We start from the raw sequence: 15604 nt of genomic DNA on the forward strand, positions 1-15604 counted from the left end.
ACGTCGACGACAACGTCCACAACGAAACACCGCAGGTCAAAGCCCCGAATAGGCCAGCGGCTCAAGATAATGCAAGACCAAATGGGCCACGAACACGCCAGCACCACCGCGCTTTACACCTGCGTCTCTAGCGATTTCCGCACTCGCGCCCTGCGCCGCGCGCTCGACGCCACCATCGCCGACGCTCTTTCGTTGGGCGAGGAGTCCTCATGAAGCGACAAGTCGACTATGCCTGGCGGCTCGCCGAAATCATGGCCGCGCACGGCATGCACAACACTACCGACCTGATTCCCCGCCTTGCCGAACGCGGAATCCAGCTGTCTCGACCGCAAGTGTATCGAGTCGTTCACCAACGGCCAGAACGGGTTTCACTGCAAATGATAGCCGCCTTGTGCGACATCTTCGGCTGCGGAGTCGAGGACCTGGTCACCGTCACCGCCACCGATGTTCGCCGCAAGAAAACCGCCTCAGCCAGAGCCGCGGCCTCTGCTCCCAACGTCGTGGATCTCAACAAATCCGTGCGCCCGCGCCGGGCCCGGGTGATCCGCGATGACCAATAACCGTAGCGGCCATGGTCGCGGACGCGGACGACCTCACGTCAAGGGAGAAATCGCGTGTACACGCTGCGGCCGCATGTCGGTCCAGAACCGCACCCCCTCCTGGCCCTGCGAGCAACTGTGCAACAGCTGCTTTTACACCGCGATGCGCACCCACGGCGTCTGCCCCCGTTGCGGACACGATGGCCTGCTGCCTGGACGCGCCAACCGTACCGATCCCAAGCCGGTATGTCTGACATGCGCGAGCATCCCCGAGGACTACCGATGTCGCACCTGCGCCACCGAAGGCCAGATCTACCGTGGCGGTCGATGTGCGCGCTGCGCCCTGCGTGATGACCTGACGGCCCTGATCGTGGACGGGGCCGTAGATCCGGCCACGATGAGCACGATCGTAGAAATCCTCTGTGGGGTCGAGCGACCCGAGAGCATCCTCACCTGGAAACGCTCTCCCAAAGTGCGGTCACTGCTGTCGAGCCTTTCGAGCGGCGAAATTCCCCTTAGCCACGACGGCCTCGACGCCGTCAGTCAAGGCACCCAAGAGGTTTCGCATCTGCGCAGCCTGTTCGAGCACCATGGTCTACTCCCCCACCGCGATGAATATCTAGCACGTTTCGAAAGCTGGCTTACCGCCAAACTCGACACCATCGCCGAGCCGGCCATCCGAGCTCCCGTTGAACAGTTCGCCACCTGGCATCATCTGCGCCGGCTGCGCGGCAACTCCACACCAGGGCACGCCTCTGAAAGATCGATGCTATCGGCCAAGCAGCAAGTGACCGAGACGATCAAATTCCTCACCTGGCTGCACGACACCCACCATCGCACCGCAGCTGACTGCCTTCAGCAGGACCTCGACGAATGGCTCGTCAGCGGACCCACCACACGCCACAAAACCCGCGCGTTCTTCGCCTGGGCCAAGAAAAGCAACATCAACACCACTGTGCGATTCGTAAACCAACAGCCCAAGCACGTTCCTATGCTCACCCAGGAGCAACGGTTGACCTGGATCAAGGCGCTCCTCAGCGGCAACCCGGGATCCCTTCACTATCGAGTCGCCGGCCTTCTGCTCCTGCTCTACGCACAACCACTGGTCAGAATCACCGCACTGCCAGCCACCGCGGTCGCGGTCACCACCAACGACGTGCGCATATCCCTCGGGAACGAACCCGTGCCGGTGCCGGAACCCTTCGCAGGCATCCTTGTCGAGCTAGTACGCCGCAGACCCAACCTCCGAACGGCTGGCGGTGGGATCGCCAACCCGTGGCTATTCCCAGCGCAACGACCCGGGAAGCACCTGGACGCAATCACTTTGCAGCATGACCTCACCCGCGCGGGAATCAGTGTTCTCGCTGCACGCAACTCGGCGCTGCGCACGCTTGTCGCTGAGATGCCCCCTCCTATCGTGGCCAAGCTTTTGGGCTTCAGCGACAACTGCACCCAGCGGCACGCCCAACTGGCGGCTCAACCCTGGTCGCGGTACGTCACCTAGCTAACGGCCGAGCGTCGGTAGCTCACGATGTCGGAAACTTGGCGTCAACACGTCGATTTCGACCAAATACGACGGAAACGAATATGCAGCCTCACCGGTAAACCACGCTGCATTCTTTATTCTGTTGTGTGGCACAGTGTTTTACTTTCACCAGACGCCGACCATTGGTCTTATGTGTTCTAATCTGGTTGTCTCCTAGACGGTTTCGTGTTCATGCGGTTGCGCATCTCCCTGGTTCTCATTCATCATATGAATCATTTGAGCGGGGAAGCATGGGGTTGTGCCTGGCCATCGCCGATTGTGGCCTTGAGCCGCTCCCCCGGCGGGGGAACGGCGGCCATCATGGCGCGCAGCCTGCCTACCTGGTTTTGTCGCCAACCGGTAGCGTATATCCCGTGCAGCGTGTGCTCGATATCGACGTTGATTTCTTTGTTGAGCCGACTGTGTATGACCCCGACGGTGATGATGATCGCCCCGACCCCGCCGAGCACACTGTGTGGTCGGCCGCTGAGGCGCTGGGATTTCTACGGGAGCGCTGCGGTCTCGTGGGTCGAGGGCCTGGGTTTCTCACAGAAACCCACGATCAACTATTCGGGTCGTGGCGCAATGCGATTGCTGCTGGCATTCTCAAGCCGCCGTTTCATGTGACACATGTCGATGGGCATGCCGATCTCGGGCTCGGCTACCAGGGCCATGAATACTTGATGACCAACCTCCTATTCCAGGCGCGGGCGGCGCGCGCTTACCCAAGCCCATCGCCGGGCGAGCAAGGACTCACCCAGGGAACCTGGCTCCTCTACGCGATCGCCTGCCGCTGGCTAAACGACCTGACCTACGTGCATTTGGACAACGAGAACGGCGGCGCTGAAGCATTCTCGTTCATCCTTAATACCTTGAAGCCGGGCGGCGATGCGATTCAACTCAGGGCAATGACGCCAGAAGCCCTGTCGCACTGGGCACTCAGTGGTTACGCAGATGACTGCGAGTTCGCCCACATCGAGCCTGAAGTCCCCTACGAGGTCTGCCTGTGGAGCAAATGGCAGGCCGAACAGCCTTACGATTTCGTCTGTCTGACCCGATCTCCGCAGTACGCACCGCTCACCGCCGATCCCTTGTACGAATTGATCGCCGAAACGTTCATCGACCCGATCGCATAGTCGTCATCCGGGTTGTTCCGGCGCCGAAACCTGTGCTGCCGCCATGCCGTCTGGACGGGCGCTCTCCCCCACCGACTCGCTGAGGGATCAAGATTCCTGTCCGGAGGAATACGGCCGAATCGAATATGGCGGGTTGCCAGTAAATGTCGTTCTGCCTAAGCCGATCTCACTCCGCTTTGGATGACGGTAGGTACCGGATGAGTGTTTCATCACCGGTGTCGGTTGCGCCCCGAAAAAGGTACTGTCCGAGTGCCGTCCACAAGCGGCGTTCCTCGTCGGGCGTTTGCGGAGAGGCGACGCCTAGTGCATTGAGCAGATCTCGCCGATGTAGGTCGTAGACCGAGCGGACGAGGTCTCCGAACGCGATCGCAGCGCTGACCGCTGAGCGGTATGTCAGGAACGACAGCAGGGCAGCTCCGAGAGCGCTCGGAATCCAGACCGCACCACTGAGCTGGCCGTTCATGCCCATTGCGGCCGCGATGACCGCGGTTACCGCTGACAGCGTCGCGACCACGACGAACTGGTCGATCGCCCTGCGGCCGTCGTCGACGATGGTGCGGACCGCATCGGGCAGCAGGAGGTATTGGCGTGGCCAGAACAAGACACTGTCGAGTCCGTATCGTTCTCGGCTGTAGTTCTCAGCAGCCAGCAATGCATTTCCCAGGCGTGTGGGCAGGAAATCATTTGTGCTGGAAGGGAACTCGCGGAGAATCCGGGTGGAGTCGGAGGTGTCGTCGTCGTCGAGCCGACCATAACGGCGCTGTTCCACCCAAATGCCGGGTTTGCGCAGCCAGTGGGGCCGCCAGTAGCCCTCCCACCACCCTACGAGCCTGTCCACCTGCGTGCCGATGAGGACGGCGAACAGCAGCACCGCTGCCGCTGCTGACGCGACGATGAGCCACCGCTCCGGATTTGGCACGGTCCGTGCGAGCTCGCGTACGGCTGCCCAACTACCAGCGGTCACGACCAGGGCGCCCACTGCTGTGATGAAGCCGAGGCTTGGGAGCAGCAGACCGACGAGGAACCGTTTGTCCAGGAGGTCGGCGGTTTTGCCGAAGATGGTGCTGAGCATCGTTACCAGACAAACAAGTGGTCGCTGAGTTGGCGGGGGTTGCCGCAGGGCGGCATCTGCGGTGGCCGCTTCGCGAAATGCTGTGTCCACCCGCATAATTCGTCAGTCTCGTGGTACTGGCAGTATCGGACGATCTTGGGCAGTGTGATGGGGCCCGGCAGGGCGACGCCGCGACTGGCATAGCGTATGCGGAACAATTGGTTCTTCAGCTCAGCGGGGGTGGACACGCCGGCCACGCGACCAGAGTCGACGACCACGATTACCGTCGGCTCAGGGTCAGGTTCTTCGGCTAGTTCATCGGCCACATCCAACACGGCGCTGAAGGTTGAGCGTGCGTCGACGACAATAAATCCGCGCACCCGGCGGGCCAGGTCTTTCAGCGGTGTGAGCGGCGCGGCACGAGAAATCGTGCCAGGTGGGAACGCTGCTGTGGGATCACCGGAATTGTTGATCACGACCACCCAGTGGTCTGGCGCCACCACTGTCCCGGCCTGGGTTTCCTGTCTAACGGACAAGGCAGGATAGAGGCGCGCCTGTGCCAGCTGTCGGTCTGCGCTGACCATCGGATCTCCCGCCGCTCGATATTTGAGTGATGGCTGCCGCTCTTGAGACCGCGGGCGTGATCCGGCAGCACCAGTGGGTGCTACCGGATCACGCGGCCCGCGGGACCTTCTAGACCTGCTGCTGGATGGTGCCGCCCGGATTGCGTTTGGCGGTCGCATTCGTGACAAACTTCCCGGTCGACGCCGAACGGTTGACCGTCCGGTTGTTACCGGTGCCCCGACCGACGCGCTCGGTGGTGGTCTTACCCGGCCACCGCGCAACTGTCGCCTTGCTGACGAACCGGCCGGTGCCGGCGCTTCGATTCACTGAACGGGCCATGAACGTGGCCACTCCTTTCTGGCAGTGCCCGAGACCAGGGAGGACGATCCTCGTGGATCATCTGGGGCTCCGTTACGCTGTTCGACAGCCACCGAGGTGTGGTGCCGGGACGCGGTTCTCGGGCGAGGGCGGGGCCGCCGTGTCAGCGGTCTCGCCTTCGTCGTCTGCATTGACGACATCTCGTTGTAGGGAGACCCGCTCAGCTTCCCCGCAACTTTTCTGGTGGAGGATTTCGCGCCGCACGGATCTCGGCGGACCGCCGTTTGATCGCGGCGGCGCGCGTTGTGCTGACCGTTCTTCTGGCCGCGACACTGCTCTTGGTGCCTAGCGAGGACTTGGCTACTTGGGACTTGATGTCGCTCATGCCGACCCCGTTCCTTCGATCTTGTGCCGAATCTGTTTCTTGGCGTAGGCGATCATGCTCTCCACCGCTTTCTCTGTTCTGCCCATTCGAGCGGCGATCTCGCGCAGAGTGTATCCGCGGGATTGCATGGTCAGCGCGAGTCGCGCGTCTTGCCGGGTGACACGCTCGAGGGCCTGTTCTGCGGCAAGTGTGCGCAGCACGTCGGATTCGACGTCGGTGAGGGCCGCCTGCTCCACGGCGCGGACATCGGTGTCCTCCCCGAGGAGGTCGCGGCCTTGTTCGGTGAGCCAGCGATTCATCACTGCCACGAATCGAATCAAACACTGGCCGACGAAGAATGTCCGCAAGGACGCCCCGCGTACGGGGTCCCACCTGCCGGGCAGCAGGACACGGTCCCGGAAGTAGAACAGCGCTTCGGCCACGGTCTCGTCGGCGATCTCATCGACGTCACCGACGCCGAGATCGACCTCTTCGAGATTCGGGATGTGCCGGAGCTTCTTCTCGCGGCAGCGCGCCTCGATGACGCCACGGGTCAACCATCCGGCGATGATGGCGTGACCGTAGCGGGCCAAGACCGTCTCGACGTAGTCGTAGTCCTGACCGGCGAACCCCTGGCGGCGCAGGCCGGCATAGAGTGCCGTGTCTGCGGCGAGCCGGTCGACCTGCTCAGCAAGGGACAGGTGCTCCGACTGGAGCCATTCCTCGATGGCGGACCCAGGCGCCCCGACCTCAACCGCAGGCAACTCCGCGGGACCATCCCCGGTGCTGACCACGGCCATCCTCCGATCGCTAGTGTGAGCTCGACCTGTTGTAGGGCCAACTGCCCGCGCGCCCCGCAGCGCACTCGACCCATACGCGTGGTGCCCTTATGCGGTAAATATGCATCATCATAGATAGAAATTTACCAGGCGCGTCACTTCAATACTCAGCATCTCTTAACTATACTGGAAAGTGTGACGGCATCGGTGGGAAAGTATTACCAGTCTGCAGATGGTCTTGAACGAGCTGTAGTAGATCTGGTGCGGGTGGGAGCTCGTGGCCATGGCCCGGGTGTGCGCCAGCTGGCCTCGCGCCTCATGCGCACCGTCCCACCTGGCGTCGATGACGAAGAAGCGTTCCGCACGGCGATCCACGAGGCGCTGGCCGCGGTGGGGCAAGGCACCGAACTGCGCTTCACCGATGCAACAGTGCCCACTGAGGCCGACAGCGCGCACCGGCTGGCCGAGGTGGACCACCTGCCCAATGGCGATGGCTTAGTGCTCGACGAGAAGGTGATGGACCAATTGCAGGAGGTGGTCGCCGAACGGCGATTCCGCGATTTGCTGCATCGAGCGTCGCTGAGCTTGACCCGCACCGTTCTGCTGAGCGGTCAACCCGGTGTGGGGAAAACGATGGCCGCTCGCTGGCTTGCGCAAGCTCTCGGGTGGCCGTTGGTAACCCTGGATCTATCGTCGGTGGTCTCCAGTTACCTGGGGACCTCAGGACGCAACATCAAGGCCGTCTTGGACTATGCGAAGTCCGGCCCGTGTGTGCTGTTTCTCGATGAGTTCGACGCGATCGCTAAACGCCGCGATGACGACACCGACATCGGCGAGCTGAAACGAATCGTCAATGTCATCCTCGTCGAACTGGATCGGTGGCCAGACAGCAGCTTGCTGGTCGCCGCCACCAACCATCCTCAGCTGCTCGATCACGCAGTAGGGCGACGATTCGACCGCGCGATCGAACTGCTCCTTCCCGGAATCCATGAACGGCGACTTCTCTTGCACGGCCTTGCTGTCGGCGTCGACGACATCGATGGCCGCGTGGTCGATCTCGTTGCCGAATTGACTGAGGGAACCAGTGGTTCGGATCTGACCCGACTATGGGAGCTGTGTCGGCGCCGAGCGATTCTGCGCGCCGCATCAACGACGGACATGCTCATTGAGGAGCTGGCTCGTCGAACCGGGGATTCAGGTCCCGGACGTGACACCTTGTTCGCGGCGTTGAGTACCCGCCTTAACCTGTCCAATCGTCAGATCGCGGCCGTGGCAGGAGTGAGTCACCCGACGGTTGCCACGGCCATCAAACGTGCCCGGGCGCGTGGATGACCACACCACAGGCCACATCGCAGCGACCTCTTCTCGTCAACGGGGAGGCCTTGAGACTCGAAGGAGTCGAGGCGCCCAGTGCGGCTGGCGGGCCGAAATTCGAGCCGCGCACCGCCGACGACGCACGAGAGTTGCTTCTCCCCCAGATCAATGTGGTGGCGGCATCCGCTCGCGCTTTACCTTCCCAGCTACGCGCCCCTGATCGACTGTATGTGGAAGCCAAACTCCTCCCGAACTATTTGGCCGCCAGTTATTTTCCCGCTGCCCTACTCGCGCAGATCGGGGCTACACCGGTGGGTTCGCGCGCCGACACCGGACTCTACGTGACCGCGAGTAAGCAGCAGGAGGCGCAGACTCGCCGGCTTATATTCACCGTCTCCGACGACGGCCTAGCTGCGCTGCAGTCGCTCGTACAGACGCGAGGCGGGAATCGTACGGAACAGCAGGCATTTTCCGAGATCCGCAAGCTCGACGAAATTACCGTTCCCCGACCCGAGCAGGTGCTGCGCAGGCTGCCGACTCGGCCCGAACATACCACTGAGCAATCCGTCTGGGAGGCGGTGCTTCACCCGGCGACCGCACGATCGGGGGAGGCCGTCGCGCTCGACGACGAGACTCTGGGCCGGTGGGTGTCTTTGGTGCAGCGACAGGGCGGCCAGGTCCATGAAGCATTCATTCGTCGGGTTGGCGGTCTCACCTTCGTGCCCATCAGCGCGGCCGCCGCCGACGTCGATGAATTGGCTCGCTTTAACCCGCTGCGCGTGTTGCGTCCGATGCCAGCGATCCGGCCCCGGCCCCGGTTCGGGCTGCGCGCGGTGGAGCGGGTCACTCCCCCGTCGACCGCGCAGCCCGCATCCACCGTCGCGACGGTGGCAGTCTTCGATGGGGGCGTCGATGGCGGCCAATCAGCGTTATTCCCCATTGGCACACCGGATCTGACACCTGAACCACCGGACGCAGACGACTTATCCCATGGTACCGGAGTGACCGCAGCGGTGCTCTACGGCCTGCTGGAACCCGGTCAGCAGGCGCCGCAGCCACCGCTGCCCATCGAGAGCTACCGTGTCACTCCATCACCGAATCCTCATGACCTGGAAGGCTATTGGGTTCTAGACCGAATCGTGGAGACGGTCCGGCAGAACGGACACCGGATCGTGAACCTGAGCCTGGGGCCAGAACGCGCCGTCGAAGATGACATGGAACCTGATCGCTGGACCAGTGAACTCGATCAGCTGTCTTGGGACAACGACGTATTGTTTGTCGTCGCGGCTGGCAACGACGGAGATCAGGATCAGGCGACCGGCCTGCACCGGGTGCAAATCCCCGCCGACATGGCCAACGGGCTTGCCGTTGGTGCATGTGACGCTCCGAGCCCCCACCGGCCCTGGGCGCGCGCCCCCTACTCGTCGATGGGACCCGGCCGTCGCGGCAACCGCGTCCAACCTCTGGGAGTGCAGTTCGGCGGCGCGGACAACCGCATGTTCAACCTCCTCACCGCCGCCGGCGACTTTCTCGAAGCCTCCGGCACAAGTTTCGCCGCACCGGTCACCACCCACGCTCTGGCCGATCTCACCACCAGGCTGCCCAGGGTCAACAGCAGTGTATTGCGAGTCTTCGCCACCCACTTTGCAGAACGCCCACGCCGGCACGTCAAGCTCCGCGACGAGGTCGGATACGGGCGCCAGCCACTCACCTATGAGGGGCTCCTGGACTGCGATCCCAACGAAGTACACGTTCTGTTCGTCGACGAGATCATCCGCGGCGACCTACTCGCCTATCGTTTACCCGTCCCGGACACCATCGCCGACGACCTCAAGGTTCAACTCTCACTCGCCTACGCGTCGCCGGTCGATCCCACCCAGCCCACCGAATACACCAGTGCCTCACTGGAAATGCTGCTTCGACCTCACCACCGCATGCACAGCTTCCGTTCTCCTGCCGACGTCGACGCTAAACCGATCGTCGCTGATATCGGGAGTGTGTCGGCAGGAGAACTGCTCGCTGCCGGCTGGGAAGCCAGCCAAGAACCCATCACTAAGCAACTCGGCGCCAAACCGAGGTCGGGTGAAGCCCAGCTCCGCGATAGCGGGAAGTGGGAAACCATCCGCCACCACCGGTTCACACTCAAGAACGATGAAACCGCAGCACCACGACTTGAAATCACCTACGTCGCACGTCGCGCGGGCGCACTGGACAACGCGCCCACCAAAGTTCCTTTCGCTCTGCTGATGTCGATAACTGACACCAGCAAATCCGACACGTTCTACGACACTGTCCGTCAACAATTCAGTGCGCTGCGCCCACCACAGCGCACCCGAGTACGACTTCGCGGCCAAGCATCAAACCCCGTCTGGTACTAGCACTCAAACACCGGTGGCGCGGAGAACTGAATCCCCTGGTTCTGTCGGACCCTGATTGATCTTGTGGTGCAACATCATTCAACTACTGGCCCACAGTCTTAGCTGCCGCACCGCTCCTTTTGGTGCGAGTGGTTGAACCAAATCATGTTGAGCCGGGCTTAGTAACCTCCATGCCGAGTCCGGAAAGAGGAGCCGAGGGGCACGACGCAATCCTCGATGTACATGGACGCCTGGACGCGATCGGGCTTGGACTAGGTGGATTGCAGGCATGCTGAAGCGGACATGACCTCCAACCGCGGACTGACGTCGATGAGGACAATACGACGGAATCGAATATGCGGCTTTACCGGTACTGATCTGCATATTGCAACAGTTGAATCAACTCCCTCTGTTGGGCTGACGGCTGGTACGTTTTCTCCGCGAGATTCTGCTGAGCAGCGGGCGACGACGACGTCGCCGCAGGGCATTTGTAGGTGACTGACCTGCGATGCCTTGGATCAAGTGACAATCCTCTTGGATGCAGTTTGTCGTTTGATCTGGGGTAAATAGGCTTTGATGGCTTGGCTGGCTGCCGTGACCTTAGTCCCCGCGGCTGCCGTCGGGCGTTTTGTGTTGCCCCATGAGAGGTCGGATTTGCCCGGCGCGCACGCCGTTGGCGATCACGACAACTTCGGCAAGTTCATGGACCAACACGACGGTAGCCAGGCCGAGGGTTCCAAACACTGCTAGCGGCATCAGCACTGTGATGATGGACAGGGACAGCCCGACGTTTTGCAGCATGATCTGGCGGGAGCGCCGGGCGTGGTCGAATGCTTGGGGCAGGTGACGCAGGTCTTGGCCCATCAGGGCGACGTCGGCGGCTTCGATCGCAACGTCGGTTCCCATGGCGCCCATGGCGATTCCCACGTCGGCGGCGGCTAGGGCAGGTGCATCGTTGACGCCGTCGCCGACCATCGCGGTGGGTCGCTGAGTACGTAGCTGTGCGATCAGGCGAGCCTTGTCTTCGGGGCGCAGTTCGGCATAGAGGTGCTGGATTCCGGCTTGGGCGGCCAGTGCCGCCGCGGTGGCGTGGTTGTCGCCGGTGAGCATCGCGACCTGGTAGCCGCGCGCGCAAAGTCGGGCGGTGACCTCGGTGGCTTCTGGACGTAGTTCGTCGCGGACGGCGATGGCACCGAGTAGTTGTCCGCCGCGTTCGACGAGAACCGCTGTGGTGCCGGCGTGTTGCATGTGTGTCACGTGATCGGCGAGGTCGGCGGCATCAATCCAGCCGGGCCGTCCCAGTCGGCTGGCTTGCCCGTTGAGGTGCCCGGTCAGCCCGGCCCCGGGAACGGCGTGCACGTCACTCGCGGCGGACACCGGCGCCTGGGTGGCGGCCAGGACGGCCGCGGCGAGCGGGTGTTCACTGCGGGTCTCAAGCGCGGCTGCCACCGCCAGCACCTCCTCGCGGGTGGCGCCATTGGTGGTGGCGACATCGATGACGACGGGTCGGTTGGCGGTCAACGTTCCGGTTTTGTCCAGGGCGACCGTGCCGATGGTGCCCAGGGCTTCTAGCGCGGCGCCGCCCTTGATGAGGACGCCGAGTTGGGACGCGGCGCCGATGCTAGCCACGACGGTGACGGGTACTGCGATGGCGAGCGCGCATGGGGAGGCTGCGACCAGCACGACCAGTGCGCGTTCGATCCAGATCGCCGGGTTACCGAACACGCCGCCGGCCCCAGCGATCAGCGCTCCGGTGATGATGATGCTGGGTACCAGCGGTCGGGCGATGCGATCGGCCAGGCGCTGGCTGGCGCCTTTGCGGGCTTGTTCGGCCTCCACGATGTGCACGATTCGCGCCAGCGAGTTGTCCTCGATGGTCGCGGTGACCTCGACCTGCAGCACTCCGGACCCGTTGATCGACCCGGCGAACACCTCGTCACCGAGTCCGGCTTCGACCGGTACCGATTCGCCGGTGATCGCCGAGATGTCTAGGGCGGTGTGCCCGGCACGGATGATGCCGTCGGTGGCCAGGCGTTCCCCGGCTTTGACAATCATCTGATCGCCGATACGCAGTTCGGCTGTGGTGACTGCGGTTTCGACACTGTCGCGCAACACGGTGGCTTGATCGGGTACCAGTGCCAGCAGGGCACGCAAGCCGCGCCGGGTGCGCGCCACCGCGTATTCCTCCAGGCCCTCGCTGATGGAGAACAAAAACGCCAGCATGGCGGCGTCGCCGACCTGACCGAGTCCGGTAGCGCCGAGCACGGCGATGGTCATCAAAGTGCCGACGCCGACGCGGCCTTCGGTCAGTCGCTTGACGGTCGAGGGCACAAACGTCGAAGCGCCCACCGCTAGCGCCACGACTTTCAATCCCAGTGCCACCGGCGCGAATGGAGTCAGCCACGCCGTCATCAGTGAGGCGCTCAGCATCACCCCAGAAAACGCGGCGCGGCGCAGCGTGACGACGCCCCAAAGCCGCTCCGACGCAGACTGATTTGCGGTGTCGTGATCACAGCAGCCATCGCTTCTGTCCCGCGGTCGTTGCAGACCCATGGCAGCTGGCTCACCTGATCGCGTCCGCTCACTCCAGTCGAGGATTCTCTGCAGTGGGCCGGGATTGCGCCCATCACCCGAGTGCGGCAAACGCGTGGGCACCGACTCCGCAGGGATGCGGTGAGCGGCGGTGATCGCGGACAAGATGGCAGCGGTGTCGGAGCGCTCGGGCGAAAACCAGACCACCACCGATGCCGTGCGGGGATATGCCTGCACGGCATCCACACCGGCCACCTTGGCGACCGTGTCCTCGATCGCGACAGCCCGCACCGCGTCGAACTGAAACCAGTCGGCGCGCACACGTATCCGTCCCGCACCCGCGGACGCGACGACCAGCGGTGGCACGGTGTTGGTGGAAGCCTTAGCAGTCAGCACCATCAGCCTTCCTCGTGGATACGGCCATCCCTGGCTTCGTCACAGGCGGCCGAGGACTCACCCCGCCATGGCGAAACGGCGGGTCAGTCAACAGCAGTCGTCATCGTGGGCTTTGGCGCCAGCCGGTGGAGGGGCATCGTCACCGATCCGTTCGCGGGCCTCGGCGACCACGTCGGCGACTTTCAGCCGGGCCGACTCCGCGGCCATCTCGGCGCGCCGGGCTCCGCGCAGGCTCCACTCGGTTGCGGTCACCGCGGCCCGATGCGCCGGAGCGGTTCCCACCGCCTTGCGCAGTATCTCGTAGGCGCTCACCCCGACCAGCCCGGTAAATACCGTCCCGGTCGATTTAGCCACGAGTCCATGTGAAAGCACTGCTAACCCTTTCTGTTCTGCGATCTCACTACGATTGAGCGACTGCGATTTTCGAGGGCACCGGATCGCTTCCGGTCATCGACCAATGGGTATCTCGACCACCCCCGAGGTGGCGTGTTCGTCGGCGCAGGGCTGGTCGGTATCCACCGCGAGAACGACCTGGACCAACTCGCCCAGGGCGCGGGCGAGGTGATCGTCGGCCAGCGCATAGCGAACCTGCCGGCCCTCATAGGTGGCGATGACCAGCCCACAGCCCCGCAAACACGACAGATGATTGGACACATTCGACCGCGTCAAACCCAGGCGTGCCGCCAGCTGCCCTGGATAACAGACCCCGTCTAGCAGCGCCACCAGAATCCGGCACCGCGTCGGATCCGCCAGCGCCCGGCCCAGCCGGGCCAACGCCGATTCGCGCCTCTCACACGTCAGCATAAGCCGAACAGTACAGTGGCTACTGATACGACAGCAAGAGCTGAATTGTGTTTGGGTGAACGGACTCGGGCCGCGTGCCCAGCAGCGGTGGATCCGCGTGGCATCCCTAACCGCGAAGCGCGCGGTGTCGTTGTGGCGGTGATGCAGTCGTGCGTGGCGCTGCGCAACGGCATTCCCCGCGGACGTGGCCTTTGAAGTCCCCACTGGTGGGCAAGTAGAGATCCCCTGTGGTGACCAGATGAGGGCCCCTCCCCCGTGTTCGTGTGTCGATCAGAAATTGCGACCCCGGTGGTGACGGTGAAGGGCGCCAACCGCTCATCGTCACCACCGGGGGACGCTTATTGAAGTCTGCGAGGCACCGCATGGATGTCGGCTCCGGTTGAATGCTGCGCAGTTTCTTCCGGAATCACCTGCTCAGTTTTCGACCGGAACCGACACATGGACATCCTTTCTGCCAATCAACAAATCGGGTTCGACTGCCTGTCCTGTCTAGAATGGGTTCCTGCACAACAGAATCTGTTTGCCTCCCACCAGCGGCGATGAGCACGGGGCGTTCCTGCGGTGGCCCTCACGCACTACCAGACAGCAGACGTGCCAGAATGCGCCTGTCGATGTCCGGTACCTGGCTGCAGATGAAACCATGACACCCGCAATTAGGGCATGGCGCTCATGAATACCTACGCAAACGCGGGTTGTCGAGCGCTTTATGGGCCAAGTCGGCAACCTCGTGTGCGCAGCCCCAGGAGAGGATGACGCCCGCGCCACCGTGGCCGTAGTTGTGCACAATCTGGGTGCCGGGTTCGGTCTCGAGCCGCACACCACCGGGGCGGAATGGTCGCAGTCCCACCCGCACCGGGTCGAGGTCATCGAGTTGGGCGCCCCGCAATTTGGGCAGGAACTCGGTGCAACGGTCAAGCATGCCGCGCAGCGGCGGATGGTTGGCCAGGTTGAGCTCGGTGTCGTAGTGTCCCGGTTCGACCAGTCCTCCCAGGAAGTGACGGTCGATTCCGCGCGGCACGATGAAGATCCCGTCCTTGGTATCAGTGTCAGTATTGGCTGCTACCACGTGGGCGGCGGTCACGCGTGAGGCGGAAGTGCCATCATCGACTATTCGCAGCAGAGCGCTCCGATGTGCTTCGATGGTCGGGTCATCAGCCAACTCACGGGCACCAAGGCCAGTACAGTTGACGATCACATCGGCACCGTAGTCGGCGCGTAGCCGCTGCTCGTGTTCGATGAGCGGCCCGTGGATGCGGAGTTGGACGGCCGTGACGCCGGCTAATTGGGCTTTATGGGTCAGCCAGTCCAGATACCAGTCGGGGTCGATGGTGAGCGTCAAATACGAGTAGGCGTCTACCAAACCGGCATCCGGGTTGACACCATACGAGTCGATTAAGGCAGGGTCGCGCACAAATCCGCTCACAAACTGTTGAATCGCAACCATTTTGGCGTGCTCGGCCGGATCGTCCTCGATCCGGGAGGAAAAGTAGAACACCGCCGGCCGCGCCGTTATCCGGGTGCCCGGGTCAGCAGCTAAGTGGGCGAAGCGGACATAGGAGCGCATCGCCCAGGCGGTGGCGCGGGCCGCCGCGGTCTGATTGTGGGAGCAATCGCCAAGCGGCGGCGGCCATTCCCACAGCACACCCGCCACCGCGGCGACCGGGTCGATGCCGAAACGGTCGGCGACCACCACAACCCGCCAGTCGCGGCGCGCCAGCACCAGCGCGGTGGTCCATCCATTAACTCCGGCCCCAATAACCAGGGCCCTCGGCTGGCTCAGCGAACGCATAACCGCTTCGGGGCGATAGGTACGGGCAGACATCACACGTGAGGCTCCTTTTCGGAATCGAACGCCGCGCGATGGATGACGGCCAGCCGTGGCGTCAAGCACATGGCGTGGCGCTGAGCTTTGAGGCCGGTTGGGC

The 15604-nt window shown here is 63.2% G+C and carries 13 protein-coding genes and 1 pseudogene; 6 read left to right on the forward strand and 8 right to left on the reverse strand.

Annotated elements, in window-relative coordinates:
• Positions 1-63 precede the first annotated feature (63 nt).
• The 4 genes and pseudogenes from AWC17_RS32280 to AWC17_RS25525 form a co-directional block, all read left to right on the forward strand.
• Positions 64-213, forward strand: a pseudogene (locus AWC17_RS32280) (tyrosine-type recombinase/integrase); the annotation flags it as partial.
• Complete coding sequence (locus tag AWC17_RS25515; RefSeq protein WP_077101727.1) at positions 210-560, forward strand: helix-turn-helix domain-containing protein; 351 nt, start codon at positions 210-212, stop codon at positions 558-560. The pseudogene AWC17_RS32280 and the gene AWC17_RS25515, both read left to right, overlap by 4 nt.
• A 73-nt stretch (positions 561-633) precedes the next feature.
• A complete protein-coding gene (locus tag AWC17_RS25520) occupies positions 634-2043 on the forward strand; it encodes a recombinase XerD (RefSeq protein WP_085165356.1) in 1410 nt (469 codons plus the stop codon).
• Between the two features lie 395 nt (positions 2044-2438).
• The gene (locus AWC17_RS25525; protein WP_167385645.1) at positions 2439-3200 is read left to right on the forward strand and encodes a UPF0489 family protein; all 762 of its coding nucleotides are present in this window, start codon (positions 2439-2441) and stop codon (positions 3198-3200) included.
• 166 nt (positions 3201-3366) lie between these two features.
• Here the strand turns inward: AWC17_RS25525 and AWC17_RS25530 are convergent, their stop codons facing one another.
• From AWC17_RS25530 to AWC17_RS25545, 4 genes are all read right to left on the reverse strand, one after another.
• On the reverse strand, positions 3367-4272 hold the full coding sequence (locus AWC17_RS25530; RefSeq protein ID WP_085165360.1) for a hypothetical protein: 906 nt from the start codon (positions 4270-4272) through the stop codon (positions 3367-3369).
• Between the two features lie 2 nt (positions 4273-4274).
• Entirely contained in the window at positions 4275-4835 is a 561-nt protein-coding gene (locus AWC17_RS25535) for a hypothetical protein (RefSeq protein WP_085165362.1), read from the reverse strand.
• Positions 4836-4944: 109 nt separating this feature from the next.
• Complete coding sequence (locus tag AWC17_RS25540; protein ID WP_077104588.1) at positions 4945-5154, reverse strand: ABC transporter ATP-binding protein; 210 nt, start codon at positions 5152-5154, stop codon at positions 4945-4947.
• 360 nt (positions 5155-5514) lie between these two features.
• Positions 5515-6297 carry a sigma-70 RNA polymerase sigma factor region 4 domain-containing protein gene (locus AWC17_RS25545; protein WP_077101719.1) on the reverse strand — a complete coding sequence of 261 codons (783 nt, stop codon included), beginning with the start codon at positions 6295-6297 and terminating at the stop codon, positions 5515-5517.
• A gap of 174 nt (positions 6298-6471) precedes the next feature.
• On the opposite strand from AWC17_RS25545, the gene AWC17_RS25550 reads away from it, so the two are divergent.
• Positions 6472-7608 carry an AAA family ATPase gene (locus AWC17_RS25550; RefSeq protein WP_141224785.1) on the forward strand — a complete coding sequence of 379 codons (1137 nt, stop codon included), beginning with the start codon at positions 6472-6474 and terminating at the stop codon, positions 7606-7608.
• A gap of 50 nt (positions 7609-7658) precedes the next feature.
• The gene (locus AWC17_RS25555) at positions 7659-9968 is read left to right on the forward strand and encodes a S8 family peptidase (protein WP_167385647.1); all 2310 of its coding nucleotides are present in this window, start codon (positions 7659-7661) and stop codon (positions 9966-9968) included.
• A 579-nt stretch (positions 9969-10547) separates the two neighbouring features.
• On the opposite strand, the gene AWC17_RS25560 is transcribed toward AWC17_RS25555, so the two are convergent.
• The 4 genes from AWC17_RS25560 to AWC17_RS25575 all read right to left on the reverse strand — a co-directional run bounded on the left by AWC17_RS25560 (position 10548) and on the right by AWC17_RS25575 (position 15501).
• Positions 10548-12878, reverse strand: coding sequence for a heavy metal translocating P-type ATPase (locus AWC17_RS25560; RefSeq protein ID WP_085165366.1), 2331 nt, complete (start codon positions 12876-12878; stop codon positions 10548-10550).
• Between the two features lie 84 nt (positions 12879-12962).
• On the reverse strand, positions 12963-13247 hold the full coding sequence (locus AWC17_RS25565; RefSeq protein WP_085165368.1) for a DUF1490 family protein: 285 nt from the start codon (positions 13245-13247) through the stop codon (positions 12963-12965).
• 75 nt (positions 13248-13322) lie between these two features.
• The gene (gene cmtR, locus AWC17_RS25570) at positions 13323-13679 is read right to left on the reverse strand and encodes a Cd(II)/Pb(II)-sensing metalloregulatory transcriptional regulator CmtR (protein ID WP_085165370.1); all 357 of its coding nucleotides are present in this window, start codon (positions 13677-13679) and stop codon (positions 13323-13325) included.
• A 667-nt stretch (positions 13680-14346) separates the two neighbouring features.
• Entirely contained in the window at positions 14347-15501 is a 1155-nt protein-coding gene (locus AWC17_RS25575; protein ID WP_244193529.1) for an FAD-dependent oxidoreductase, read from the reverse strand.
• Positions 15502-15604: the final 103 nt, after the last annotated feature.

This window comes from Mycobacterium nebraskense (genome assembly GCF_002102255.1).
Classification (GTDB): domain Bacteria; phylum Actinomycetota; class Actinomycetes; order Mycobacteriales; family Mycobacteriaceae; genus Mycobacterium; species Mycobacterium nebraskense.

Coding starts and splice junctions, on each gene's coding strand:
- AWC17_RS25515 (WP_077101727.1), top strand. CDS start 210: ATGAAGCGACAAGTCGACTATGCCTGGCGGCTCGCCGAAATCATGGCC.
- AWC17_RS25520 (WP_085165356.1), top strand. CDS start 634: ATGTCGGTCCAGAACCGCACCCCCTCCTGGCCCTGCGAGCAACTGTGC.
- AWC17_RS25530 (WP_085165360.1), bottom strand. CDS start 4,272: ATGCTCAGCACCATCTTCGGCAAAACCGCCGACCTCCTGGACAAACGG.
- AWC17_RS25535 (WP_085165362.1), bottom strand. CDS start 4,835: ATGGTCAGCGCAGACCGACAGCTGGCACAGGCGCGCCTCTATCCTGCC.
- AWC17_RS25540 (WP_077104588.1), bottom strand. CDS start 5,154: ATGGCCCGTTCAGTGAATCGAAGCGCCGGCACCGGCCGGTTCGTCAGC.
- AWC17_RS25545 (WP_077101719.1), bottom strand. CDS start 6,297: ATGGCCGTGGTCAGCACCGGGGATGGTCCCGCGGAGTTGCCTGCGGTT.
- AWC17_RS25560 (WP_085165366.1), bottom strand. CDS start 12,878: ATGGTGCTGACTGCTAAGGCTTCCACCAACACCGTGCCACCGCTGGTC.
- cmtR (WP_085165370.1), bottom strand. CDS start 13,679: ATGCTGACGTGTGAGAGGCGCGAATCGGCGTTGGCCCGGCTGGGCCGG.
- AWC17_RS25575 (WP_244193529.1), bottom strand. CDS start 15,501: ATGTCTGCCCGTACCTATCGCCCCGAAGCGGTTATGCGTTCGCTGAGC.